The organism is Nonomuraea maheshkhaliensis (genome assembly GCF_039529435.1).
Taxonomy (GTDB): Bacteria; Actinomycetota; Actinomycetes; order Streptosporangiales; family Streptosporangiaceae; genus Nonomuraea; species Nonomuraea maheshkhaliensis.
Window position 1 is genome coordinate 1 of record NZ_BAAAMU010000059.1, and the last position, 22,537, is coordinate 22,537.

The window sequence follows — 22,537 nt, forward strand, 5'->3', positions numbered from 1 at the left end:
GTGCTGGCCGAGCGGCGCGTCCTGATCGTCCTGGACGACGCCGCCGGCGAGGCTCAGGTCCGGCCGCTGCTGCCGGGCGGCGGCGGCTGCCACGTGCTGATCACCAGTCGGCGCCGCCTGTCGGGGCTGGACGTCGCCCACGCCGTGTCGCTGGACCCGCTTCCCGTCGCCGACGCGATCACCCTGTTCACCCGCACCGCCGGAGCCGCCCGGGTGGCGGGCTCGCCGCGGCACCTCCTGGCCGCCGTCGTCGAGCACTGCGGCCGGCTGCCCCTGGCCATCCGCGTGACGGCCGCCCGGATGCGCTCCCACCCCACGTGGCGCCTCACCCACCTGCTCGACCGCCTCGGCGATCCCCGCCAGCCGCTGCGCGCGGGGCAGCGCAGCGTCACGGCGGCCCTCGACCTGTCCTATCGCAACCTCGACGAGCCGCAGCGGCAGGCGTACCGGCTGCTCGGCCTGGATCCGGCCGCCGACCACGCCGTCGGCGCCGCCGCCGCGCTGCTGAACACCCACCCCGTCAGGACCGAGCGGCTGCTGGAGCAGCTGCTCGACGCGCACCTCATCGAGGAGCCCGCGCCCGGCCGCTACCGTTTCCACCAGCTCGTCCGGGCCCACGCCACCCAGGCGGCCGCGACGGTGAACGCGAGCGAGCGCAGGGCCGCCCTGGCCCGCCTGCTCGCCCACCACGCCGGCCTGGCCGCGGAGGGCACGCGATCGGAGGACCCTATCGGCCTTCGACGAACGTGACCGTCTCGTCGAGCGGCGCCCGGCCCGTGCGGATGTACTGCTCGGCGGCGTCGTCGAACCCGATCGACATGCCGCAGAACAGCATGAGCTCCTCCGGCGGGCGCACGATCTCCGCGACGGTCCTCCGGTAGACCGACCACGCCATCTGCGGGCAGCTGTGCAGCCCTTCGGCGCGCAGCAGCAGCATGACGGTCTGCAGGTACATGCCGAGGTCGGACCACTGCGGCCGGCCCATGCCGCGGTCGATGTAGCAGAACAGGGCGGTGGACGCGCCGAAGCACTCCCAGTTGCCTGAGGCGGCCCGCTGGCGCGCCTCCCAGTCCTCGCGGGTCACGCCGAGCGCGCTGTAGCGCTCTCTGCCGAAGGTGGCCCGGCGCTCCTGGTACGGCGATTTCAGCTCGGCCGGATACATCTCGTACTCGCGCTCGTCCCACGGCTCACCGGCGGCCAGCCGCGCGCCGGCCCGGCGCTTGATCTCGGCCAGCGGCTCACCGGTCACCACGTAGACGTGCCAGGGCTGCAGATTCGACCCGGACGGCGCCCAGGCCGCGGCGGACAGCACCCGCTGCAGCACCTTTCGCGGAACAGGCCGTCCCGTGAACCCGCGCACCGCCCGACGGCTGGTGACGGCCTCGTAGACGTCCATGAAATCACCATCTCCCCCGCACTTTCGTGACGGTATGTAACTTTTTTCGGGGGGACAGGCGGCGGATCCGGCCTACCTACCCGCCCACGGGATAGGCGAACCTGGTCAGCAGATCCCGCAGCTGCTCGGCCTCTCCCGGCCCGAGGCCGGCGACCAGGCGCTCGGCCATCGGCTCGGCCGCGACGTGCGCCGCGTCGAACAGCTCGACGCCGCGCGGCGTGATCTCCACGGCGCGCACCCGCCGGTCCCCCGGCACGGCCTTGCGCACGGCCAGCCCCTTGCGCTCCAGGTCGTCCACGACCCGCATGATCCCGGCCTTGTCCGACCCCGTGGCCGCCGCCAGGTCGCGCTGCACCGTGGGCCCCCGGTCGGTCAGCACGATCAGCACGGCGAAGTGCCGCAGCTCGATGCCGAGCGGCCGCAGCGCCTCCGTCATCACCGCGGTCGCCCGCCAGTGGGCCTGGCGCAGCAGCAGGCCGAGGGCGAAGGGCGAGGCGTCCCCCGGGCGGTCGGTCGCCCGCCGCGGAACCGCGGAAGGTACGTCGGCGCTCATGAACCCACCCTACCAGCACCCTCTCACTCGATACGGTATCAAATGAAACAACTGTCCGTCATCACGGGGCCAAGCCTGCGGCAGTGAGGCGTGTCACCGGTCGGGCCCCGCAGGCCGCGCCCCTAGCGTGTGCGCATGGACGACCGGATCAGCCGCCGCTGGGAAGCCTTCAAGGAGTCGCCGTTCCTGCCCGCGACCGTGATCGTGCTGATCCTCTCCGCCGGCGCGGGGCTCTTCGCCGGTTCGTACACCTACGCCATGGCCAACCCGGCCCCGCACCGCGTCCCGGTCGCCGTGGTCGGGGTCAGCCACCAGACCGTGCGCGGCAAGGCGTTCGCCGCCGGTCTGGAGCGGGCGCTCGACGCCTCGCTCGCGCTGTCCTTCGAGCGCTCGTACGAGCAGGCCTGGCAGGCGGTCGAGGAGCAGCGCGTCTTCGCCGTCATCGTGGTGCGCGGCGACGACGTCACGCTGAACGTGTCCAGCGCGTCGGGCGCGTCGGTGGCGCTGCTGCTCAGCGAGGCGGCCCCGCGGGTCGCGCCCCGGGTCGGCGTACGGCTGACGGTGCGCGACATCAACCCGCTGCAGCGGGGCGACCCGCGCGGGCTGGCGCTGTTCTACATCACGCTCGCGGCGGTCGTCATCGGCTTCATCGGGGCCGTCCAGCTCAACGTCAACGCCGCGGGCCTGTCGGCGTGGCAGCAGATCGGCTTCACGGTGGCGTACGCGGCGCTCGGCGCGCTGTCCATCGTGGCCGTCGTGGACTGGGGGCTCGGCGCGCTGAATCTGCCGCTGCTGGAGTCGTGGTTCATCCTGGCGCTGACCATGTTCGCCTCGGGGATGGTGTTCGCCATGTTCCACACCCTCGTCGGGCGCTGGGCGATGGTACCCACGTGGGGGCTGATGGTGCTGCTCGGCAACCCGTCGTCGGGCGGGGCGGTTTCGTGGCCGCTGCTGCCCTCGCCCCTGGGCGTCATCGGGCGCTGGCTGCCGCCGGGGGCCTCGGTCAACGCCCAGCACACCGCGGTCTACTTCGGCGGTCATCAGCGGGTGCTGCCGTTCCTGGTGCTGGCCGCCTGGGGGCTGGTGTCGTGCGCCGTCTTCCTGATCCGGCGCCGGCGCTCGCCGCAGGACCCCCCATGACCGTCGTCCGGCTTCGCGTGATCGTGCGCGCTGGGGCAGCATGGACGTTTCACCCTGAGTACTGAAATGAGTGATTTGTGTGTCCCGTCGTCGTGCCCACATCTCGATGGTCGGCATTCCCGCCGTCAGTCACGTCCTGCCCAGCCTGGAGATCATCCGCGAGCTCGTGGCCCGTGGCCACCGGGTGACCTACGCCAACGACCCGGCCGTGGCAGAGCTGGTCACCGGCGCCGGCGCCGAACTGGTCACCTGCACCTCCACGCTCCCGGTCGCGGACAACGTCTGGCCCGACGACCCGATCGCCGCGATGGGCCTGTTCCTCGACAACGCCGTCCAGTCCCTGCCGCAGCTGCGCGCCGCCTACGACGACGATCCCGCGGACCTCTACCTGTACGACATCGCCGGCTACGCCGCCCGCGCCCTCGCCGAGCGGCAGGGCCGGCCGCTGCTGCAGTTGTCGCCCACGTTCGTGGCCTGGAAGGGGTACGAGGAGGACGTGGCGGCGCAGCTGTGGCAACTGCCGGGCGCCGACGCCTACCGGGCGAGGTTCGCGGACTGGCTGGCCGGCTGCGGGGCGACCACCCTCGACGTCGACGCCTTCTCCGGCCGGCCCGCGCGGGCCCTGGCCCTGATCTCCCGGGCGATGCAGCCGCACGCGGACCAGGTCGACACCGGCACGGTGACGTTCGTCGGCCCCTGCTTCGACCTGTCGGGCGAGGGCGACACCTGGACGCGGCCGGCCGATGCCGGCAGGGTGCTGCTGATCTCGCTGGGCTCGGCGTACACGCGCCGGCCGGAGTTCTACCGCCAGTGCCTGGCGGCCTTCGGCGACCTGCCCGGCTGGCACGTCGTGCTGCAGATCGGGAAGCACACCGACCCGGCCGAGCTGGGGGACATCCCGGCCAACGTCGAGGTGCACCCCTGGGTGCCGCAGCGGGCGATCCTGGAGCAGGCCGACGCCTTCGTCACCCACGCGGGCATGGGCGGGTGCGGCGAGGGGCTGCTGGCGGGCGTTGCGATGATCGCCGTTCCGCAGGGCGCCGAGCAGTTCACGAACGCCGACCGGCTCGTGGAGCTGGGGATCGCCCGCCGGATCGACACCGAGGAGGCCACGGCCGAGACGCTGCGGACCGCGCTGCACGAACTCGTCACCGATCCCGAGGTCGCGCGCCGCTCGGCCCGGCTGCGGGCCGAGGCGCTGGCCGAGGGCGGCACCACCCGCGCCGCCGACCTCATCGAGGCCATGCTGACCTGACCGGGCGCCACTGGGCGTTCAGTCGGTGCCGAAGGTGCCTTCGAGGCGGTGGCGCGAGCCCGGGTGGAGCAGGCGGGCCGCGCTCACCAGCACGTCGCCGGACCAGGTGCGGCGGCGGACGAGCAGGCACGGCTCGTGGCGGCCGATGCGCAGCAGGCGGCGCTCGGCCGCGTCGGCGAGCACCGCCTCGACGATGTGCTCGCCGCGGGTGAGCGGGGCCACCTCGTTCAGGTACGCGTGCGGGGTCTGCAGGCTGAAGTCGCGCTCCAGGTAGTGGGGCGCGCCGGCCGGGTTGACCAGGCGATCCTCAAGCTGGATGGGGGTGTCGTCCTCGAAGTGCACGATGAGCGTGCGGAACACGGTCGGCCCCGCCGCCGCGCGGAGCTCGGGATCGGCCGCGCCCGACGGCTCCTCGCGCGCGTAGACGACCTCGGTGCGGTGCCGGTGGCCGTGCCGCCGTACATCGTCGGCGATGTTCCTGACCTGCAGCAGGGCCGAGGCGGCCTTGGGCGCGGCGACGAACGTGCCCACCCCCGCCCGCCGCACGACGAGGCCCTCGTGGGTCAGCTCGCGCAATGCCCGGTTGATCGTCATCCGGGACAGGCCGAGCGCGCTGACGAGCTGGTGCTCCGACGGGAGCTGCTGGCCGTGGGTCCACCGCCCGGACCGCACACCGGTCGCGATGAGGGTCTTGACCCGTTCGTACGCGGGCGCGGAGGCGGGCCCGACCTGCTGGAACTGGGCGGCGAGTTCGGACTCGACCACCGTGATGGGCACCATGGCCTGGCGATCCTCGGGGCTCGGGGGACGGCGGGACGGAGGAGCTCTCCTGGCCGATGGCCGGAAGTTTATCTTCCTCCCCAGGGTAGCGAGCTGTATATACAGGACTGTACATTTCCCCCATCCCCTGTATCCCCCAGGGCGCGAGACGCGCGAGAGGCGGACCGCCACATGCAGCACGACCGACCCCCGGGCGCGGCCCCCGCCGTGGAGCGCCGGACGATCGACGTGATCCCCGACGCCGAACGGCACGGCACGCCGCGCAGCCAGTTCACCCTCTGGTTCGGCGCCAACATGCAGATCACGGCGATCGTGGACGGCGCGCTCGCCGTCGTCTTCGGCGCCGACGCCCTCTGGGCGATCGTCGCCCTGCTCATCGGCAACGTGCTGGGCGGCGTGGTGATGGCCCTGCACTCCGCCCAGGGGCCGCGGCTCGGCCTGCCCCAGATGATCTCCAGCCGGGCCCAGTTCGGCGTGTTCGGCGCGGTCGTGCCGCTCGTCCTGGTCGTGCTGATGTACCTGGGCTTCGCCGCGACCGGCAGCGTGCTGGCCGGGCAGGCGCTCGGGCGGATCCTGCACGTGCCCGCGACGGCCGGCATCCTGGTCTTCGGCGCGCTGACGGTGATCGTCGCGGTGACCGGCTACCGGCTCATCCACACCGTCGGCAGGATCGCGACCGTGGTCGGCGTCTGCGGCCTCGGTTACCTGCTGGTCGCCGTGTTCACCACGTACGACGTGGGCGCGGTCATCGGCGTCAAGCCGTTCGAGGCGCCGACGTTCCTGCTGGCGGTGGGGCTCGGGGCGGCCTGGCAGCTGACGTTCGGCCCGTACGTCGCCGACTACTCGCGCTACCTGCCGCGCAGCACCCCCGAGTCGGCCACGTTCTGGGGCACGTTCGCGGGCAGCGTGATCGGCTCGCAGTGGGCGATGACGCTGGGCGCGCTGATCGCGGCCGTCTCCGGTGACGCGTTCGTCGGCGACCAGGTCGGGTTCGTCGGCGAGCTGGCCGGGCCGGCGGCCGTCGCGCTGCTGATCTACCTCGTGATCGTGGTCGGCAAGCTGACCGTCAACACGCTCAACGCCTACGGCGGCTTCATGTGCCTGCTGACGACCGTGACCGCGTTCAACGGCCGCACGCGGATCTCGCCGGTGGCCCGCGCGCTCTACATCGTCGGCTTCACGGCCGTGTCGGTCGCGGTGGCGATCATGGCCAGCGCCGACTTCCTGAACAACTTCAAGAACTTCGTACTGGTGCTGCTCATGGTGTTCACGCCGTGGAGCGCCATCAACCTCACCGACTACTACCGGATCTCCAGGGAGCGGGTGGACATCCCCGCCCTGTACGACCCGGCCGGCCGCTACGGCCGCTGGAACGTGACCGCGCTGGTCTGCTACGCCTTCGGCGTGGTGATCCAGATCCCGTTCCTGGCCCAGAAGCTCTACACCGGGCCCGTGACCGAGCTGCTCGGCGGCGCCGACATCTCGTGGATCGTCGGGCTGGTGGCGACCGCCGTGCTCTACTACCCCTGGGCCAGGCGCACGTCGAACCCGCCCGCCGAGATGATCTACCCCGCCGCCGAGGCCGTACCGGCCCGCTGACGAAAGGAACCGAACATCATGGAAGGCGCACGCCCGGTCCGGGCCGCCCGCGGCAGCACGCTGACGGCTCTCGGCTGGCAGCAGGAGGCCGCGCTGCGGATGCTGCAGAACAACCTCGACCCCGAGGTGGCCGAGCATCCCGACGAGCTGGTGGTCTACGGCGGCACCGGGCGTGCCGCCCGCGACTGGCGCTCGTTCGACGCCATCGAGCGCACGCTGCGCACGCTCAAGGCCGACGAGACGATGCTGGTGCAGTCGGGCCGGCCGGTCGGCGTCATGACCACCCACGAGTGGGCGCCGCGCGTGCTGATCGCCAACTCCAACCTGGTCGGCGACTGGGCCAACTGGGAGGAGTTCCGGCGCCTCGAAGCCGCCGGGCTGACCATGTACGGCCAGATGACGGCCGGTTCGTGGATCTACATCGGCACGCAGGGCATCCTCCAGGGCACGTACGAGACGTTCGCCGCGGTCGCGGCCAAGCGGTTCGGCGGCTCGCTGGCCGGGACGATCACGCTCACCGCCGGGCTCGGCGGGATGGGCGGCGCCCAGCCGCTGGCCGTCACCATGAACGGCGGCGTGGTGATCTGCGTCGAGTGCGACCCGTCCCGCATCCAGCGCCGCCTGGACCACGGCTACCTCGACGTGCGCGCCGACGACCTGGCACACGCGCTGCGGCTGGCCACCGAGGCGAGGGACGCCCGGCGCCCGCTGTCGATCGGCCTGCTCGGCAACGCCGCCGAGGTGCTGCCGCGCATGCTCGCGGAAGGCGCCCCGATCGACGTCGTCACCGACCAGACCAGCGCCCACGACCCGCTCGCGTACCTGCCGGCCGGGATGGCGTTCGAGGACATGACGTTCGAGCGCGACAAGGATCCGGCCGGCTTCACCGAGCGGGCCCGCGCGTCGATGGCCCGGCACGTCGAGGCCATGGTCGGGTTCATGGACGCGGGGGCGGAGGTGTTCGACTACGGCAACTCCATCAGGGGCGAGGCCCGGCTGGCCGGGTACGCGCGCGCCTTCGACTTCCCCGGGTTCGTGCCCGCGTACATCAGGCCGCTGTTCTGCGAGGGCAAGGGCCCGTTCCGGTGGGCGGCCCTGTCGGGCGACCCGGCCGACATCGCCGCCACCGACCGCGCGATCCTGGAGCTGTTCCCCGGCAACGAGCAGCTGGCCCGCTGGATCCGCCTGGCCGGCGAGAAGGTGCACTTCCAGGGCCTGCCCGCGCGAATCTGCTGGCTCGGCTACGGCGAGCGCGACCGGGCCGGCGAGCGGTTCAACGACATGGTGGCGAGCGGCGAGCTGCGCGCCCCGATCGTGATCGGCCGCGACCACCTCGACTGCGGGTCGGTGGCCTCGCCGTACCGGGAGACCGAGGGCATGCTGGACGGCTCCGACGCGATCGCCGACTGGCCGCTGCTCAACGCGATGGTGAACGTGGCCTCGGGGGCCTCGTGGGTGTCGATCCACCACGGCGGCGGGGTCGGCATCGGGCGCTCGATCCACGCGGGCCAGGTGACCGTGGCCGACGGCACCGCGCTGGCCGGGGAGAAGATCCGCCGGGTGCTCACCAACGACCCGGGCATGGGCGTCATCCGGCACGTGGACGCCGGCTACGACCACGCGGTGGAGGTCGCCCAGGCCAGCGGCGTACGCGTGCCGATGCGCGAGTCCGGCCCGCAGGCGTCCTGAGCAGCCCGCCGACCCCCGAGGCCGTTGTCAGGAGCCGCGGGGGTCGGGGAAGCCCATCCAGCGCAACAGGATCATCCGGGCGCCCTCCGGCGCGTTGTCGCGGTCGGCACCGAAGCGGTGCACCAGTTTGAGGTACTCCTCGTGGAACTCCTTGAGCCGCTCCTTGGTCATGAAGGTGCCGGCGCGTGAGCCCTGCTGCCAGTCGCTCTCCTCGTCCCGGTCACGGACGAAGGCCGACAACATGCGCAGGTCCTCGGCGAGCCGCGAGTCGCCCAGCCGCTCGGCGAGATCCCGTACGGCGTCGGTCATCTCCTCCCGGGCGGGCAGCCGCCGGTCGGCCTTGACCACGTCCCACCAGCGCTCCCGCCCCTTGGCCCGCTCGCGCAGCTCGGTCACGAAGCCGGTGTCGGCGAGCAGCCGCAGGTGGTAGCTGGTGGTCCCGGTGTTCTGCCCCATGGCCTTGGCCAGCGTGGTCGAGGTGGCCGGGCCGTGGTTGGCCAGATGGCTCAGGATCTCGCGCCGCAACGGACTGGCCAGCGCCTTCATCGCCGCCGGCGTGTGCGTGACCGGGTCGGTTGACATCCGCCCAGCCTACCGGGATGCCGAGACACTTGTGCAGAGAAGAACTTGCAGAATATTCGGTGCAGAACAAGTTCCGCACGACTGGGTCGGGCCCCATGACCTGGAATCGCAGCGCCGGATGGTCGCGCGCTGGCCGGCGTCGCCGCCTCGGTCGCCGAGATGATCGTCTACCTGTACGCCGGCGTCCAGCGGCCGGGCGGCGGGCTCGGTCAGGCCGCCGGCTGACGTGCCGCCTCCGGCGCGTCCCGGTCCTCCGGGTGCGGCTGGACGAGGACGGGCGCGTCCGACACGACCACGACCGAGTACGGCAGCCCTCGCGCCACGCGCCCGGCGCCGGCCAGGTCCGCCAGGGCGAAGGAGCGCGTACGCCGCGGCGGGACGACCGCCCGGATCGGCCCCTGCGGCCGGCCGCCCTCCGCGCAGAGCGTCAGCTCGACGCGGGCGAGCCCCGCGCTGACGTTGAGCAGGCTGAGCTGGTCGCCGGGCAGGCATCCGTCCACGATCGTCATCTTCCAGTCTCCCGCCATGGTGCTCATCCGTGACTCCCGTCCGCCGCTGCGCCGGCCGTCCCACTACCCCGGCCGGGCGGGAACAATCAAGGAGCCGGCACCTGGCTTCGCGGTCGCCGAGAACCGGCTCAGCTGGATGCTCGGCACAGCCACAGCCACAGCCGTCACGCAGCACCGGCGCTGCGGTGCGGCCGGTCAGGCCGGCGGGTGGTCGAACAGGCAGAACTCGTTGCCGTCGGGGTCGGCCATGACCACCCAGCCGACGTCGCCCTGACCGATGTCCACGCGGGTCGCCCCGAGGGAGACGAGGCGGTCGGCCTCCACCCGCAGGTCCTGGCCGGCGGCGGGGGCGAGGTCGAAGTGCAGCCGGTTCTTGCCGTGCTTGGGATCCACCGGCGGGCCGCCCCAGGTGATCTTGGGGCCGCCGTGGGGCGAGCGGATCGCGGTCTCCTCGTCCTGGTCCCAGACCAGCGGCCAGCCCAGCACCTCGCTCCAGAAGTAGCCGACCCGCTGCGTGCCGTCGCTCGCGAGCGCCCCGACGAGTCCGCAGTCGGCGAGGAACTGGTTGTCGGGGCCGATGACGCAGAACTCGTTGCCTTCGGGGTCGGCGAGCACCACGTGGTCCTCGTCCGGGCTCTGCCCGATGTCGATGTGCCGCCCTCCGAGGTCGAGGGCCCTGGCCACCTTGCGCTCCTGATCCGCGAGGGACGTGCTGGTCAGGTCGAAGTGCATCTGGTTCTGGCCGAGCTTCTTCTCCTCGGACGGGACGAACCGGATCCGGAACCCGGTGTCGTCGTCCGGCAGGAGCGTGATGCCGTCGTGCGGATCATCGGCCGTCTCCCAGCCCAGCATGCCGGCCCAGAAGCGGGCGAGACTCTCGTGGTCGTTCGCGTCGAAGCAGAGTGCGACGAGCTGAGCAGTCATCCCGGATCTCCCATCCGCCGGTCACGGCCCTCCTGACGCGGGGACCGAGATCACGCTAGCCCGCGCGGCGACCGAGACGCCAACGCTTTTCCGGCGATCACGACGCCCACGCTTTCCGGCGAGCTCATCGGCCTCGACGGCACCGGTTGCGTCCTTCTGCTATCAATGACACGATTATGACCCGTTATCTGTATCTCACCCGCCACGGCGAGGCCACGCCGGACGAGAGCGGTCTCACCGCGAACGGCCGCCGCCAGGCCGGCCTGCTCGGCGAGCGGCTGCGCGACGTCCCCCTCTCCGCCGTCCACCACGGCCCGCTGCCCCGGGCGGCGCAGACCGCCGCGCTGATCGGGGAGCACCTGCCCGGGGTGCCGGTGCGGCCGTCCGAGGCCGCGGGAGACTACATCCCGTATCGTCCCGCCGCGGACGAGCTGCCGCCAGAGCACGCCGCCCGCCACCTGTCCTTCCTGGCGCAGTTCCCCGCCGACGGCGGCGACGACCTCGCCGCGCGGGCCATGGACGCGTTCACCGGCCCGGTGGCGGAGGGGACCCGTCACGAGCTGGTCGTGACGCACAACTTCCTGATCGGCTGGCTCGTCCGCGCCGCGCTCGACGCGCCGAAGTGGCGCTGGCTCGGCCTCAACCACGCCAACGCCGCCCTGACCGTCATCCGCTACGACTCGGACCGGCCCGCCTCGGTCGCGTACTTCAACGACATGAGCCACCTGCCGCCGGACCTCCGCTGGACCGGCTTCCCACCCGACCAGCACGTGTGAGCCCCTCAGCTCGCGGGAACGCGCGACGCGGCGTGATGCGCGCGGCAGTGGGCTCGACGGACCCCTCGAAGCCGACCGCGTCGTTGTCGCTCATCCAGAGGAACTCGCTGAGCAGCGTCGTGACCCAGGCGATCCGCTCGTCCGGCCCGGCCGGCGGCACTGCGGCGGCCGGGGCCACGGACGGGCGGCACGTTTCACCATCGTGATCGCGTACGAGGAGGTGCAGCTCGTCGTCGAGCGGGGTGCCGCCGGGTTCGGCGGCGACGTGGACGCGCAGCAGGTGTTCGCAGGCCCACTCGGTCAGCTTTCCTCTTCGCTGCCTCGGCGGAAGCGGCGATGATCCGGCACGGCGTTCCGCCCGTCCCGGAAGATCAGCCGATGGTGCCCCACACCTTAGCGATCACGACTCGGACTGGTGAGACGAACGGCCGCTCCTTCGTCACGGCAGGACGACGACGCGTCCCCTGACCCTGTCGGGGCCATGGCGTTCCAGGAGGCGGTGGGCCTCGGCGGCGTCGGACAGCGGCAGCCTCGCCCCGATGCGGGCCCGGAGCCGGCCCTCGGCGAGCAGGCCGTTGATCGTCGTCGCGGCGGACCGCAGGTCGGCGATCGACGCGTTGCTGATGGCGAAGCCGCGGATGCTCAGGTCACGCGGGTAGAGGTCGCCGGCCGGCAGCACCGGACGCGAGCGCAGCCCCGCCATGACGATCACGCGCCCTCCCTGGACCAGCAGCGGCAGCGTGCTTTCGAGGTCGTTGACGCCGGAGTTGTCCCAGACGAGGTGCACGCCGTCCTGGGCCGCGTCCCTGACCCGTTCGGGCGCGTGCGGATCGCGGTAGTCGACGACGGCGCTCGCGCCGAGGGCCAGGCACCATTCGGCGTCCCGCGCGGACGCGGTGGCGACGACTCTCGCGCCCGCGGCCACGGCGAACTGGACGACCGCGCTGCCGACCCCGCCGGCGGCCCCGTTGACGAGGACGGTCTGGCCGACCCGCAGCCCGCCCTCGCGGAACAGCCCGATGCAGGCGGTGGCTGCGGTGTGCAGGACGCTCACGGCGAGGTCCGGCGGCACATCGGGCGGCAGCCGGTACAGCCGGTCGGCGGGCACCACCGCGTACTGGGCGAACGACCCCTGCCGTCCGCCGTGGCCGAGGCTGTTGCACCACACCCGCTCCCCCGGCCGGAACTCCGCGACCCCGGTGCCGTGCGCGGCGACGACGCCGACCAGGTCGCGGCCGATGACGAACGGGAACGGGGTGTGGGTGCGGTAGGCGCCTGAGCGGACGAACGTGTCGACCTGGTTGGCGGCCAGCGCTTCCGTGCGTACGAGCACGTCCGTCGGGCCGGGCACCGGGACCGGCAGCTCACCGACCGTGATCCGGTCGGCTGGGCCGAGGCCGGTGATGTACGCGGCCGTCATGACCGCCGGGACGTTCTCCATCCGAACGTTCCTGTCCACGAGGCCCGGCCGCGAAACCGCCGAACAGGCCGTTCGGCGGCGAAGTCCGCGCAGGTCAGGCGCGGATCGCGCTCGCCGGGACCCACAGCGAACCGGCCCCCGACCGGCGTCAGCCGCGCCCCGACTCACCCGGCGGCGTCGAAGGCGGTTCTGGAGTCCAGGATGCCGGTGGCGTTGCGCTCCGCCCAGCCGGCCAGGGCGCGGACGACTTCGAGCAGGCTGGTGCCGCGCGGGGTGAGCGCGTAGTCGACCCTCGGGGGTTTGGTGTCGTGGACGGTCCGCGTCACCAGGCCGTCGCGTTCCAGCCCGCGCAGGGTCGCGCTGAGCATGCGTTGCGTGATGGGGGCGCTCATGCGGCGCAGCTCGTTGAAGCGGCGGGTGGTGTCGCCGAGCTGGCAGATGACGATCACGGACCACTTGTCACCGATGCGTTCGAGCACGCCGCGGATGAGGTCGCGGCCTTCCTCGCACAGGCCGTCGTCGTCGGAGATCGGGAGCGGTTCCGCCATGGGGCTCAGTGTACGGACGATACCTGGTTCCGTTCCGGAACGGTTCTCTCGGTGATACCTGGGCACATGAAAGTGCTCTCTTGTCGCCTTTATCCAGAAATGCGAGGGTACGGACGTCGCACCAGGTAACTAAAGAGAACCGTACGGGAGCTGCGATAATGCGAGTCATCGGCTTTTCCGACTTCGGCGGGCCGGACGTGCTCCGGGTCATGGAGTGGCCGGATCCGCATGCCGGGCCGGGCGAGGTCCGGGTGCGGGCGCACGCGGCGGCCGTGAACCCGGCCGACACGCTGCTGCGCTCCGGCGCGAACGCCGACCATCGCGCTCACCTGCCGAGCCTGGCCTGGCCGTCACCATCACCCCGACAACACTGAACTGAGGAGTCATCATGTCCACGCGTTTCACCGACAAAGTCATCCTGATCACCGGCGCCACCTCCGGCATGGGCCGCGCTGCCGCCGAGCGGCTGGCGGGCGAGGGTGCCAAGGTCGTCCTGGCCGCCCGAGGCAAGGAAGCGGGCGAGGCGCTGGTGGCCGGCCTTCGGCACGCCGGCCAGGAGGCCGTCTTCATCCCCACCGACGTACGCGAGGAAGGGCAGGTGGCGGAGCTGGTCCGGCAGGCGGTCGAACGGTACGGCCGGCTCGACGGCGTGTTCAACAACGTCGGCGCCGCCACGGCGATCGGGGCGGTGACCGAGATCGACGGCGACGCCTGGCAAGGGGACCTCGCGCTCAACCTCAACAGCGTCTTCTTCGGCCTGAAGCACCAGATCCCCGCGCTGAGCGCGAGCGGCGGGGGCGCGATCGTGAACAACGCCTCCATCCTGGGCGTGACCGGGCAGGCGGGCGCGGCCGCCTACAGCACCGCCAAGCACGGCGTCATCGGTCTCACCCGCTCGGCGGCGCTCGACGCGGCCCCGGCGGGCGTACGGGTCAACGCCCTGGTCACCGGCGGCATCGACACGCCGCTGCTGCGGGCCGGCATGGGCCCGACGCCGGAGGAGGCGCTGCGGGCGGGCGCGGCGATGCACCCGATCGGGCGGGTCGGCCGGGCGGAGGAGGTGGCGGCGTTCGTGGCGTTCCTGCTCAGCGACGAGGCCGGCTTCATCACCGGCGCCGCACTCGCGATCGACGGCGGCGTGACCGCCGGCTGACGACATCCCGTCCAGGCCAGGCTACGCGACGTCAGCGCCGCGCCCGTCCAGACCGGGTACGCGAGACATCAGCCCGCGCCCGGCTATGCCTGTGGGACGGGGTCGGCCGGAGCCGGGTTCAGGGATTGGAAGAGGGTGGTGATGAGCTGGGCGAGGTCGTCGGAGTGGGCTTCGGCGAGGGCCGGGGTGCCGATGACGCGGCGCAGCAGCCACACCCCCGCCTGCACCGCGAGCATCAGCTCCGCCCGCACATCGGCCCCGGCCCCGGACAGCTCCTCCGTGAGGTGGCGGCCGGCGTGGCGGGCGATCGCCTCGCGCATGATCTCCGCCGCCCGCGGGTTGGCGGCCGATCGGAGCATGAGCAGGAACGGGCCCAGTTGCTCGGCCTCAGGCGCCGTCCGAGCCACGAGCGCGCGGGCGGTGCTCGCGGCCAGCTCCTGGCCCGTGCCGGTGATGACGGTGCGCGGCGCGAAGGACACGTCGACCGCCTCGGCGAACAGCTGCTCCTTGGACCCGAAGTAGCGGTTGATGAGCATCGCGGTCACCCCCGCGTTCCCGGCGATGTCGCGAACCCCCACCCCGTCGTAGCCGTGCCGGGTGAAGGCGGCGACCGCCGCGTCGAGGATGGCCTGCCGGGTGGCGGCGGCGTCGCGTTTGCGCCGGTCGGATGCGGGCTGGTCGCTCATTCTACAAGTGTATAGTTGGCCGGTGTCTACGCACGTAGACACCGGCGCCGAGCCAGGTGGCACGTCACAGTGCGGTGGTGGCGCGCTGGAGGCGGTAGGTGAAGTAGCCGTCCCAGGGCGGCACGGTGCCCGCGGCGCCGGGCTCGGTGGCGAAGTAGACATCGACCCCCGAGTAGTCGAGCGGCCGCTGGAAGGCCAGGCCGCCGTAGGAGTCGCGGACCAGGCCGGAGTTGTGGTTCCAGTGGTAGCCCGACTGGCCGCCCGTGATCTGGCCGGCGACCGTCCAGGCGCCCCCGCCGTCCCAGACGCTCGATCCGGCGATCCGGGCGATCTCCACGTTCGCCTGGATCTCGTTGCCGTCGAGTGGCCCGGTGTCGCGGGAGGTGACGAACGACGCGCGGCTCGGATCGTACGCCCAGGACGCGTTGTGCAGGAATCGTCCGGAATTCGGGAGGAACGGCTCCGGCGTCAGCCCGGCGGTGGTGACGAAGCGCCGCTCCCCGAGCACCGGCGCGCCGGCGTCCCCGAGGTTCAGCGTGCGGACGGCGGTGCCGCGGTCGGCGACGTCGCAGGACGGGTCAGGCGCGTCCAGGGCCGCGCAGTCCAGGCCGCTGTAGAACAGCAGCAGGTTCCCCTGCTGGTCGACGCTGGTCACGCTGGGCTGGCCCACGCCGTAGCCGGCCGCGTTGTAGTCGGGTTCGTCGATGTCGACGACGGGGTCGGCGACGATGGTCCACGGTCCGAGCGGGGAGGTGGCGAGGGCGACGCCGATGACGTTGAACCGGCCGTCCACGCCGTGGTCGTCGTCGTCCGCACCGGTGAAGAACATCGCCCAGGTGTACATCTTCGCGCCGGAGCCTGGTGTCGTATAGGTGAATCGGCCCTTGACGACGTCGGGGTCGCAGATGTGGTACGCCGCCCAGCTCGGTGTCGCGGGATGGTACTGCGCGTCCCCCGGCTCAAGGCGGGGCCGCAGTGCCACCTGGGTCGCGCCCCACGTGTATGAGCCGTCTGGCCGGCGGGTGCCGACGTTGAACAGGACGTGGTCGTGGGTGGCGGCGACCGCGTTGCCGCTGCTCCGGGCGTACTCGACCCTGTTGGCGCAGTAGTAGATGATCCGCTGGGTGTCGGACGTCTGCACGACGGACGGGGCGTACTGGTAGAAGCCCGCGCTCTCGTAACGGGGCGAACCCGGATATATCCCCCCGGGTAAAGGCACGCCCGACGAGGTGACGGCGGGCGCCGACGCGTACGCGGGGAGCAGCGTGAGGCAGGACGCGACGAGGGCGAGGGCGGCGACGATCGACGCGCGGCGGACGAACATGGCGGGATCCTTCACGGTGGGCCGGTCAGGGGCGGGTCAGGGGCGGGCAGTCGCTCACTCTACCGATCTTGAACGGGCCCGCCCCGCCACTTCCCGGCACGAAGGCATGGCTTGCCCGGCGGCGCGTCCGGCGCCCGCCCACGAAACCCTGGCTTGCCCGGCGGCGGCCGGACGCCCATCGTGGAGGCATCGATCCGCAACGGCAGGGGTGATCGGCATGTCCGAGGACGAGGTACGCCGCCTGTTCCAGATCGTCGACGCGTTCGACCCCGACGGGTTCGCGAAGTTGCTGGCCGAGGACGCCACGATGATGTTCGGCAACGCCGAGCCGCTGGTGGGCCGCGAGGCCGTCGCCGACGGGCTGCGCGCGTTCTACGCCACCATCGGCGGCCTGCGGCACCGGATCGTCAGGCACTGGCGGGCCGGCGCCGACACCATCGCCGAGACCGAGGTCACCTACCGCCGGCTCGACGGCCGGGACGCCCGCGTCGCCGCCGTGACGATCTGGCGTACCCGCGACGACGGCCTGATCTCGGACTACCGCATCTTCATCGACCTGGCACCCGTGTACGCATCCTCATGACGCCCTGACGCCTGAACGCGCTGACCCGCTGACGCCCTGAACGCGCTGAACGCCTCCGACGGCGACGTCTCGACCGGCCGACGGGAGCAGCGCAGCGGGCGCGGTCAGACGAAGTCCGCCTCCGTCATGCCGGGCGGATGGCCGGGCGGCCACTGGACGAGCTCGATCCGGTAGCCGTCCGGATCGGTCAGCCACGACGTCCAGAACCCCGCCCCCAGCTCCGCCGCCGGCTCGGCCGTGACGCCCTTGGCCGCGAGGCCGGCGATCGTGGCGTGGAGATCGTCCACCTGGATGACGAGGTGGTTGACGGCGCCGATGTCCTTCACGGGCCGCGCGGGATCGTGCACGAGTTCGAGGCTCACGTACGGGTCCCCGGGCAGCTTGAGCATGGTCAGGCTGCCGAACCCCGTCTCGGGGACCCGGCCGAGCTCGGCGTACCCGACGGCGGTGTAGAAGGCGAGCGAGCGTTCCAGGTCGGTGACCCGCAATCCGAGGTGCAGCATGCGCATGCCCGGCAGACTAGGGCCCGCCAGGACGGGGCGGTGCGACATGTCGGGATAAGTCCGGCCGATGCCCGGTTGCCGCCCTGTCCCGCCCTGTCGCCCCCGCCGAGAATCGGTGTTCCACCACGGAGGAGGCTGACATGGCAATCACGGAAAAGACGGGACGCCGGCCGGTCGTCGTTCTGGGCGCGGCCGCGGTGCTCGGCACGGTCGTCACGCTGCTGACCGGCGGGAGCGCCGGCGCGAGCACGAGCGCGGGGACGAGCGGCGCGGCCGCGCTGGCGGTCGCCTGCAGCGACAGCGCCGTCCCCCGCGACTACTACTTCGACACGTCGTACAACAACCCCAACGCGTGCCTCAAGTGCCAGACGGCGGGCGCGGCGCTGGAGGCCACCGGCAACTGGCGGGCCTTCTGCAAGCGCCGCTACAACCCGGCCGGCACGCTCACCCGGGTCGACCTCTACCGTTTCTGCCTCGTCTGCCGCGGCCCCGAGGCGATCCGCGCCGGCCGCCCGTGACCGCTCAGGAGACGAGTTTGCCGAAGTCGGGGGCGTACACGGTCATCCAGTGCGGACGCAGCCGGAAGTAGACCACGTCGTTGTCCCAGTCGAAGCCGTTCTCGCCGTAGTAGTCCTTGAAGTAGGCGAGCAGGTCCGGCCAGTCCGCGGCCGGCTCGCCGTCACGGGGGTTGAGGATCTCGGCCTCGCCGTGCGTGAACACGCCCAGCTCCTCGCCGGGCAGGTGCGCGGCGCTGACGGCGGGCCTGGCGGCGAGGTGGCGGGCCTTGGCCGCGCCTGGCGCGGTGCCGAAATGCCATCTCCCGTGCAAGAAGTGCCCGTCCACGCCGCTGATCCGCGGCTCGCCCTTCGCCGTCACGGTGGACAGGGCGAGCGTGCGCATGCCGGTGAGCACCTGGGTGAGCTGCTCGGCGGTCAGGGTGCTCTCGCCGCCGATGATCGAGCGGAGATGCGGGGTGGAACGGGCGAGGGAGGCGTCGAGGAGAGCTTGCAGTTCCTTCAGCTCTTCCGGCGTTTCGTGCATCGAGGTCCTCGTGGAGTCATGCCCGGCCCCTTGTGGCCGGGCGTTGACGTCCATGCTCGGCCCTAAAGCCGACACCTCCTGTCATCTTTTCCGCCCGCGACGCCCGGGCCTCACCCGACCGGGCCTCACCCGACCGAGCCTCACCCGACCGGGCCTCACCCGCCCGGGCCTCGGCCGCCCTGCGGGCCGGTGGTGGGAGGGGTGCCGGAATCGCCCGTGCCGCCCGAGTCGCCGGTTCCGCCGGAATCTCCGGTTCCGCCCGAGTCACCGGTACCGCCCGTGTCGCCGGTGCCGCCGGAGTCGCCCGTACTGTCGGAATCGCCGTTGTCGTTCAGCGTCGGGTCGCCGTCGTTCCCCAGCGGGTCCTCGTCGGACGTGCCGGTGTCGTCGTCGTCACCACCGTCGTCGACGGTGCTGTCGCCCGGGTCTCCGGCGCCGCAGGAGGGGTCGAAGGAGCAGGACGGGTCGCTGCCGACGTCGTCATTGCCAGGCTCGTCCGGGTCCTTGGTCGGCTTGGGTTCCGGCTTGTTCACCAGGTCGTGCGGGTCTCCGGCGAAGGCGGGCGCGGGGAACGGCTCGACCGGCTTGCCCTCCATCGCGAGCGTCATGAAGTCGCGCCAGATCTTGGTGGGCGTGCCGGCGCCCTCGATGTTCCCGAGGGAGACCTCCTTGGGCAGCGGGTAGCCGTTGGCGTCCTTGATGACCTTCTTCGTCTTCGGATTGATCTGCGGGACCTCTTTGTACATCCCGACGGCCGCGGACAGCTGCGGGGTGTAGCCGACGAACCAGGCTTCCTTGTTCTCGTTGTTGGTGCCGGTCTTGCCGGCGATCGGCCGGCCGCCGGGCAGCGCCGTGCCGCGGGCGGTGCCGTTCTTGACGACCTGCTGCATCGCGTACGTGGCGTCGGCGGCGGTGTCGGGGCTGATGACCGTGGTGGGCTTGTTCGCCTCCTGCAGCACGGTCTTGCCGGTGAACGCCTTGACCGAGACGACCACGTGGGCGTCGTGATGGACCCCGCCGTTGGCGAAGATGCCGTACCCGGTGGCCTGCTCGACGGGGGTGATCAGGCCGGCGCCGATGGACATGCCGTAGGCGTGGTCCTTGATGGCCAGGGACAGGTCCTTCTTGTCGATCCCCGCACCCTCGGCGATCTTCTCGACCTCCTCCAGGCCGACCTCCTCCGCCATCGTGGCGAACGCCGTGTTCACCGACTGGGCGGTGGCCTTGTCGATCTGCACGGCCGCGCCGACGTCGTGCGAATTGCGGATCGGCTTGGTGCCCGGCAGCCTGACCGGGCCCTTGCCCGACACGTAGCTCTTGAGGCTGTAGCCGCTCTCCAGCCAGGCGGCCAGCACGTACGGCTTGAAGGCCGACGCGGCCTGCTTGTTGGCGTCGAAGGCGTTGTTGGTGAAGCTCTTCAGGTAGTCGCGGCCGCTGTAGAAGGCGATCACGCGGCCGTTGCGCGGGTCCACGGCGGCCATGTTCGCGTGGATGTTCTTGTCGCCGATGGCGGCGAGGTTGCTCTCGACCGTCTTCTTCGCCGCCCGCATCAGCCTCTTGTCGAAAGTCGTCGTCACGCGGTAACCCTCGGCGCGCAGGCGCTCACGCGTGATCCCCCGACGCTCCAGCTCACGCTGGACGATGTCGACCATGTAGCCGTTGATGCCCTTGAGCGTCTCCTTCTTGTCCGGCCTGGCGAGCTTGGGGAACTTCGCCGTGGTGCGCAGGGAGCCGTACTTCGCCGGATCGACGATCCCCATGCCGTCGATGACGTACGCGAACCGCTCCTTGGTCGGCGCGTAGTTCTTCTTCGCCTCCGCCGCGTCGAACGCGTCCGGGCTCTGGATCCGGCCGGCCAGGTAGGCCGCCTGCGCGGGGGTCAGTTTCTCCACGTCCCGGTCGAAGAACGCCTGGGCGGCGGCCTGGATGCCGTTCGCGCCGCGGCCGAAGTAGATCGTGTTGAGGTAGTTGGCCAGGATCTCGTCCTTGGACATCTCCTTGCCCGCGCGGATGGCGACGAAGATCTCCTTGACCTTCCGCTGGATCGTCCGCTCCTGGCTGAGGCCGTCGTAGTAGCCGCGGGCCATCTCCTGCGTGATCGTCGATCCGCCCTGGACCTGCTGGCCGGTCACCGTGCTCCACACCGCGCGCGCGATGCCCGACACCGAGATGCCGGGGTCTGTCCGGAACGTACGGTTCTCCGCGGCGATGAAGGCGTCCTGGACGTGCCGGGGGATCCGGGAGATCTCGACGATCTCGCGTTTCGTGCCCAGGCGGGCGATCTCGGTCTTGCCGTCCCGGTAATAGATGATGCTGCCCTGCTCGATGGCGTGATCCTGGGTGTCGTCGGGCAGCGGCGTGTTGGCGTACGCGACCATGATCATGCCGAAGACGCCCGCCACCAGGACGGTGACGCCGGCCACCACGATCTTCCAGCTGGGGATGAAGCGCTTCCAGCCGCGACGGCGCGAGCCGCGCTCCCCCGCCGGCTCGTCACCACCGGGACCGTCACCACCGGGGCCGCCAGGCCCACCAGGGCCGCGGCCACCGGGACCGCCGGGCCCCTGACCGGCCTGAACACCGGGACCGCCGTGACCAGCGGGCCCGTCGCCGGGCCCACCTGCGCCGCCCGGCCTCCTGCGACCGCTCCTGCGCCGGCGCGAACCCGGTTGCCCGTCGGCCGGGGCGCCCGATGGAACCTCGGACGGAACACCCGGACGGGCGCCCGGCTGAGGAGCCGGCCGCCCGGTGCGGGTCTCGGCGTGGGTCTCGGCATGGGCGGAAAAGGGCTCGCCGGAGGCGCCGCCCTCGGACGGGCGCTGGCGTCTCCCCGGTCGAGCCGACGCGCGGGTACGCCCTTCGGTCTCCCGAGGGCGGCCGGTCGGCTCCGGGCCGTTGCTGCTGTAACTCACGGGTCCTTCGATCATCCGGCGGCATGGTCTGCGACGTCATCGGCGACGGAACGCGGCCCGGCCAGGCGCCGTCGCCCCGGGCTCACGGAACGGACCGTGTCCCCGGAACCGGCGGCGGGGTGCCGTACCGGTTCGGCGGGTCGCCCGTTCCATGGACGAAGGAGACCAAACAGATGTCTCTAGGATAACTCTGGCAGACATTTACCACTCTGACGCAATATTTCCCCGTATTAGCGCCCCGAGCCGCCCGTCCGCCAGACCCCTTTCGCAGGTCAGAACGTCATGAGATACGCGTACGGCCCATCCAGACATTGCGGGCGTGAAAGTACGTGTCGCCCGCCGGGCCCGGCTGGGCGGGCCAGTCCTCGTCGTCGGGGCCGTCCAGGCCGGACGCCCAGGAGCCCATCTGGAGGTTGATGATGAGGTACTGCGGGATGCCGGCCCAGCCCTTGCCCCGGTGCGTCGCCACCCATTCCAGCTCACCGCCGGTGGTGCCGAGGTAGTAGTCGCACATCACGTCGGGGCCGTCCTTGGACAGCCAGACGCGGTACTTGCGGAACGCCTGGTACGGGTCCGCGACGGGCACCGGCGCCCGCGCAACGAAGGCGTCGCCGTCCTGGGTCTCGCCCGGGTCGCCGCTGGGGGTCTTGTTCCAGGTGTTGAACAAGTTGGTCGAGTCTCCCACGTACTCGAGGATGTCGCTCTCGGGCGGCCAGTTCGGCTCGGTCCCCGTGGTCCAGAACGCCGGCCAGATCCCCAGCCCGGTCTGCGTCCTGAACTCACCCTCGATGTCGTACTCGGGGAACTCGTCGTTGACGATGATCTGCTCCTTGGCGTGGATCGCGCCGGAGCGGTACCACAGCGGGGCGTGCGGGGCGTGCGCGCTCTCCCCGGCGGGCGCGGACAGCCTGGTCGCGGTCAGGGTCAGCACGCCCCCTGAGAGCGAGACCTGACTCGCTCGCATCAGCGCGGCGCCGTTGTGGGTGTCGGGGTCGCCGTCCCAGGGGTAGAGGAGGTTCCACTGCCTGTCGAAGTCCGTCCGGCTGTCGAACGACGACTTCTCGATCAGGTTCTCCCACGTCTCGGCGGCACGGCCGACGCGGGAGGCGGCCCGCGCCCCGGCGGCCCGTGTCCCGGCGGGGTTGCCCCGCCCCGCCCGGGGCG

24 protein-coding genes and 1 pseudogene are annotated in these 22,537 nt (G+C 71.8%); 11 read left to right on the forward strand and 14 right to left on the reverse strand.

What is annotated here, in order from left to right:
* Positions 1-750, forward strand: a pseudogene (locus ABFX54_RS32405) (NB-ARC domain-containing protein); the annotation flags it as partial.
* On the opposite strand, the gene ABFX54_RS32410 reads toward ABFX54_RS32405, so the two are convergent.
* Positions 728-1,396: a nitroreductase gene (locus tag ABFX54_RS32410; protein ID WP_346110381.1), complete on the reverse strand. Its 669-nt coding sequence runs from the start codon at positions 1,394-1,396 to the stop codon at positions 728-730. The pseudogene ABFX54_RS32405 and the gene ABFX54_RS32410 overlap by 23 nt on opposite strands.
* A 76-nt stretch (positions 1,397-1,472) precedes the next feature.
* A complete protein-coding gene (locus ABFX54_RS32415) occupies positions 1,473-1,949 on the reverse strand; it encodes a MarR family winged helix-turn-helix transcriptional regulator (RefSeq protein ID WP_346110382.1) in 477 nt (158 codons plus the stop codon).
* A gap of 135 nt (positions 1,950-2,084) precedes the next feature.
* Here ABFX54_RS32415 and ABFX54_RS32420 point away from each other — a divergent pair, with 135 nt between their 5' ends.
* Both ABFX54_RS32420 and ABFX54_RS32425 read left to right on the forward strand, forming a co-directional pair.
* Positions 2,085-3,089 carry an ABC transporter permease gene (locus ABFX54_RS32420; RefSeq protein WP_346110383.1) on the forward strand — a complete coding sequence of 335 codons (1,005 nt, stop codon included), beginning with the start codon at positions 2,085-2,087 and terminating at the stop codon, positions 3,087-3,089.
* Positions 3,090-3,195: 106 nt separating this feature from the next.
* Positions 3,196-4,344: a macrolide family glycosyltransferase gene (locus tag ABFX54_RS32425; protein WP_346110457.1), complete on the forward strand. Its 1,149-nt coding sequence runs from the start codon at positions 3,196-3,198 to the stop codon at positions 4,342-4,344.
* A gap of 18 nt (positions 4,345-4,362) precedes the next feature.
* Here the strand turns inward: ABFX54_RS32425 and hutC are convergent, their stop codons facing one another.
* On the reverse strand, positions 4,363-5,124 hold the full coding sequence (gene hutC / locus ABFX54_RS32430) for a histidine utilization transcriptional repressor HutC (protein WP_346110384.1): 762 nt from the start codon (positions 5,122-5,124) through the stop codon (positions 4,363-4,365).
* A 171-nt stretch (positions 5,125-5,295) separates the two neighbouring features.
* Between hutC and ABFX54_RS32435 the strand changes: the two genes are divergently transcribed.
* Both ABFX54_RS32435 and hutU read left to right on the forward strand, forming a co-directional pair.
* The gene (locus ABFX54_RS32435; protein WP_346110385.1) at positions 5,296-6,723 is read left to right on the forward strand and encodes a purine-cytosine permease family protein; all 1,428 of its coding nucleotides are present in this window, start codon (positions 5,296-5,298) and stop codon (positions 6,721-6,723) included.
* A gap of 18 nt (positions 6,724-6,741) precedes the next feature.
* On the forward strand, positions 6,742-8,412 hold the full coding sequence (gene hutU, locus ABFX54_RS32440; RefSeq protein WP_346110386.1) for a urocanate hydratase: 1,671 nt from the start codon (positions 6,742-6,744) through the stop codon (positions 8,410-8,412).
* A 27-nt stretch (positions 8,413-8,439) separates the two neighbouring features.
* Here hutU and ABFX54_RS32445 read toward each other — a convergent pair whose 3' ends face one another.
* From ABFX54_RS32445 to ABFX54_RS32455, 3 genes are all read right to left on the reverse strand, one after another.
* The gene (locus tag ABFX54_RS32445; protein ID WP_346110387.1) at positions 8,440-8,994 is read right to left on the reverse strand and encodes an ArsR/SmtB family transcription factor; all 555 of its coding nucleotides are present in this window, start codon (positions 8,992-8,994) and stop codon (positions 8,440-8,442) included.
* Between the two features lie 209 nt (positions 8,995-9,203).
* Complete coding sequence (locus ABFX54_RS32450) at positions 9,204-9,530, reverse strand: sensory rhodopsin transducer (RefSeq protein WP_346110388.1); 327 nt, start codon at positions 9,528-9,530, stop codon at positions 9,204-9,206.
* Between the two features lie 168 nt (positions 9,531-9,698).
* Entirely contained in the window at positions 9,699-10,427 is a 729-nt protein-coding gene (locus ABFX54_RS32455; RefSeq protein WP_346110389.1) for a VOC family protein, read from the reverse strand.
* A 176-nt stretch (positions 10,428-10,603) separates the two neighbouring features.
* Between ABFX54_RS32455 and ABFX54_RS32460 the strand changes: the two genes are divergently transcribed.
* Positions 10,604-11,203, forward strand: a complete 600-nt coding sequence (locus ABFX54_RS32460; RefSeq protein ID WP_346110390.1) for a histidine phosphatase family protein — start codon at positions 10,604-10,606, stop codon at positions 11,201-11,203.
* Positions 11,204-11,405: 202 nt separating this feature from the next.
* The gene (locus ABFX54_RS32465) at positions 11,406-11,543 is read left to right on the forward strand and encodes a hypothetical protein (RefSeq protein ID WP_346110391.1); all 138 of its coding nucleotides are present in this window, start codon (positions 11,406-11,408) and stop codon (positions 11,541-11,543) included.
* 99 nt (positions 11,544-11,642) lie between these two features.
* Here ABFX54_RS32465 and ABFX54_RS32470 read toward each other — a convergent pair whose 3' ends face one another.
* Together ABFX54_RS32470 and ABFX54_RS32475 are read right to left on the reverse strand one after the other, a co-directional pair.
* A complete protein-coding gene (locus tag ABFX54_RS32470; RefSeq protein ID WP_346110392.1) occupies positions 11,643-12,644 on the reverse strand; it encodes an NADPH:quinone reductase in 1,002 nt (333 codons plus the stop codon).
* A 143-nt stretch (positions 12,645-12,787) separates the two neighbouring features.
* On the reverse strand, positions 12,788-13,171 hold the full coding sequence (locus ABFX54_RS32475; RefSeq protein ID WP_346110393.1) for a winged helix-turn-helix transcriptional regulator: 384 nt from the start codon (positions 13,169-13,171) through the stop codon (positions 12,788-12,790).
* A 158-nt stretch (positions 13,172-13,329) separates the two neighbouring features.
* On the opposite strand from ABFX54_RS32475, the gene ABFX54_RS32480 reads away from it, so the two are divergent.
* Both ABFX54_RS32480 and ABFX54_RS32485 read left to right on the forward strand, forming a co-directional pair.
* Positions 13,330-13,545: a hypothetical protein gene (locus tag ABFX54_RS32480; RefSeq protein ID WP_346110394.1), complete on the forward strand. Its 216-nt coding sequence runs from the start codon at positions 13,330-13,332 to the stop codon at positions 13,543-13,545.
* Positions 13,546-13,559: 14 nt separating this feature from the next.
* A complete protein-coding gene (locus ABFX54_RS32485; RefSeq protein WP_346110395.1) occupies positions 13,560-14,324 on the forward strand; it encodes an SDR family NAD(P)-dependent oxidoreductase in 765 nt (254 codons plus the stop codon).
* 83 nt (positions 14,325-14,407) lie between these two features.
* Here the strand turns inward: ABFX54_RS32485 and ABFX54_RS32490 are convergent, their stop codons facing one another.
* Together ABFX54_RS32490 and ABFX54_RS32495 are read right to left on the reverse strand one after the other, a co-directional pair.
* A complete protein-coding gene (locus ABFX54_RS32490; protein ID WP_346110396.1) occupies positions 14,408-15,010 on the reverse strand; it encodes a TetR/AcrR family transcriptional regulator in 603 nt (200 codons plus the stop codon).
* Between the two features lie 64 nt (positions 15,011-15,074).
* On the reverse strand, positions 15,075-16,334 hold the full coding sequence (locus ABFX54_RS32495) for a glycoside hydrolase family protein (RefSeq protein WP_346110397.1): 1,260 nt from the start codon (positions 16,332-16,334) through the stop codon (positions 15,075-15,077).
* Between the two features lie 217 nt (positions 16,335-16,551).
* On the opposite strand from ABFX54_RS32495, the gene ABFX54_RS32500 reads away from it, so the two are divergent.
* Positions 16,552-16,917: a nuclear transport factor 2 family protein gene (locus ABFX54_RS32500; RefSeq protein WP_346110398.1), complete on the forward strand. Its 366-nt coding sequence runs from the start codon at positions 16,552-16,554 to the stop codon at positions 16,915-16,917.
* A 104-nt stretch (positions 16,918-17,021) separates the two neighbouring features.
* Here ABFX54_RS32500 and ABFX54_RS32505 read toward each other — a convergent pair whose 3' ends face one another.
* On the reverse strand, positions 17,022-17,426 hold the full coding sequence (locus ABFX54_RS32505) for a VOC family protein (protein ID WP_346110399.1): 405 nt from the start codon (positions 17,424-17,426) through the stop codon (positions 17,022-17,024).
* 134 nt (positions 17,427-17,560) lie between these two features.
* Here ABFX54_RS32505 and ABFX54_RS32510 point away from each other — a divergent pair, with 134 nt between their 5' ends.
* Positions 17,561-17,938: a hypothetical protein gene (locus tag ABFX54_RS32510; RefSeq protein WP_346110400.1), complete on the forward strand. Its 378-nt coding sequence runs from the start codon at positions 17,561-17,563 to the stop codon at positions 17,936-17,938.
* Between the two features lie 4 nt (positions 17,939-17,942).
* Here ABFX54_RS32510 and ABFX54_RS32515 read toward each other — a convergent pair whose 3' ends face one another.
* The 3 genes from ABFX54_RS32515 to ABFX54_RS32525 all read right to left on the reverse strand — a co-directional run.
* A complete protein-coding gene (locus ABFX54_RS32515; protein ID WP_346110401.1) occupies positions 17,943-18,461 on the reverse strand; it encodes a pyridoxamine 5'-phosphate oxidase family protein in 519 nt (172 codons plus the stop codon).
* A 155-nt stretch (positions 18,462-18,616) separates the two neighbouring features.
* Entirely contained in the window at positions 18,617-20,884 is a 2,268-nt protein-coding gene (locus ABFX54_RS32520) for a transglycosylase domain-containing protein (protein WP_346110402.1), read from the reverse strand.
* Positions 20,885-21,653: 769 nt separating this feature from the next.
* Positions 21,654-22,537: LamG domain-containing protein (locus ABFX54_RS32525; protein WP_346110403.1), on the reverse strand; the 884-nt coding region annotated here is incomplete at its 5' end.

Coding starts and splice junctions, on each gene's coding strand:
- ABFX54_RS32410 (WP_346110381.1), bottom strand. CDS start 1,396: ATGGACGTCTACGAGGCCGTCACCAGCCGTCGGGCGGTGCGCGGGTTC.
- ABFX54_RS32415 (WP_346110382.1), bottom strand. CDS start 1,949: ATGAGCGCCGACGTACCTTCCGCGGTTCCGCGGCGGGCGACCGACCGC.
- ABFX54_RS32420 (WP_346110383.1), top strand. CDS start 2,085: ATGGACGACCGGATCAGCCGCCGCTGGGAAGCCTTCAAGGAGTCGCCG.
- ABFX54_RS32425 (WP_346110457.1), top strand. CDS start 3,196: ATGGTCGGCATTCCCGCCGTCAGTCACGTCCTGCCCAGCCTGGAGATC.
- hutC (WP_346110384.1), bottom strand. CDS start 5,124: ATGGTGCCCATCACGGTGGTCGAGTCCGAACTCGCCGCCCAGTTCCAG.
- ABFX54_RS32435 (WP_346110385.1), top strand. CDS start 5,296: ATGCAGCACGACCGACCCCCGGGCGCGGCCCCCGCCGTGGAGCGCCGG.
- hutU (WP_346110386.1), top strand. CDS start 6,742: ATGGAAGGCGCACGCCCGGTCCGGGCCGCCCGCGGCAGCACGCTGACG.
- ABFX54_RS32445 (WP_346110387.1), bottom strand. CDS start 8,994: ATGTCAACCGACCCGGTCACGCACACGCCGGCGGCGATGAAGGCGCTG.
- ABFX54_RS32450 (WP_346110388.1), bottom strand. CDS start 9,530: ATGAGCACCATGGCGGGAGACTGGAAGATGACGATCGTGGACGGATGC.
- ABFX54_RS32455 (WP_346110389.1), bottom strand. CDS start 10,427: ATGACTGCTCAGCTCGTCGCACTCTGCTTCGACGCGAACGACCACGAG.
- ABFX54_RS32460 (WP_346110390.1), top strand. CDS start 10,604: ATGACCCGTTATCTGTATCTCACCCGCCACGGCGAGGCCACGCCGGAC.
- ABFX54_RS32470 (WP_346110392.1), bottom strand. CDS start 12,644: ATGGAGAACGTCCCGGCGGTCATGACGGCCGCGTACATCACCGGCCTC.
- ABFX54_RS32475 (WP_346110393.1), bottom strand. CDS start 13,171: ATGGCGGAACCGCTCCCGATCTCCGACGACGACGGCCTGTGCGAGGAA.
- ABFX54_RS32480 (WP_346110394.1), top strand. CDS start 13,330: ATGCGAGTCATCGGCTTTTCCGACTTCGGCGGGCCGGACGTGCTCCGG.
- ABFX54_RS32485 (WP_346110395.1), top strand. CDS start 13,560: ATGTCCACGCGTTTCACCGACAAAGTCATCCTGATCACCGGCGCCACC.
- ABFX54_RS32490 (WP_346110396.1), bottom strand. CDS start 15,010: ATGAGCGACCAGCCCGCATCCGACCGGCGCAAACGCGACGCCGCCGCC.
- ABFX54_RS32495 (WP_346110397.1), bottom strand. CDS start 16,334: ATGTTCGTCCGCCGCGCGTCGATCGTCGCCGCCCTCGCCCTCGTCGCG.
- ABFX54_RS32500 (WP_346110398.1), top strand. CDS start 16,552: ATGTCCGAGGACGAGGTACGCCGCCTGTTCCAGATCGTCGACGCGTTC.
- ABFX54_RS32505 (WP_346110399.1), bottom strand. CDS start 17,426: ATGCGCATGCTGCACCTCGGATTGCGGGTCACCGACCTGGAACGCTCG.
- ABFX54_RS32510 (WP_346110400.1), top strand. CDS start 17,561: ATGGCAATCACGGAAAAGACGGGACGCCGGCCGGTCGTCGTTCTGGGC.
- ABFX54_RS32515 (WP_346110401.1), bottom strand. CDS start 18,461: ATGCACGAAACGCCGGAAGAGCTGAAGGAACTGCAAGCTCTCCTCGAC.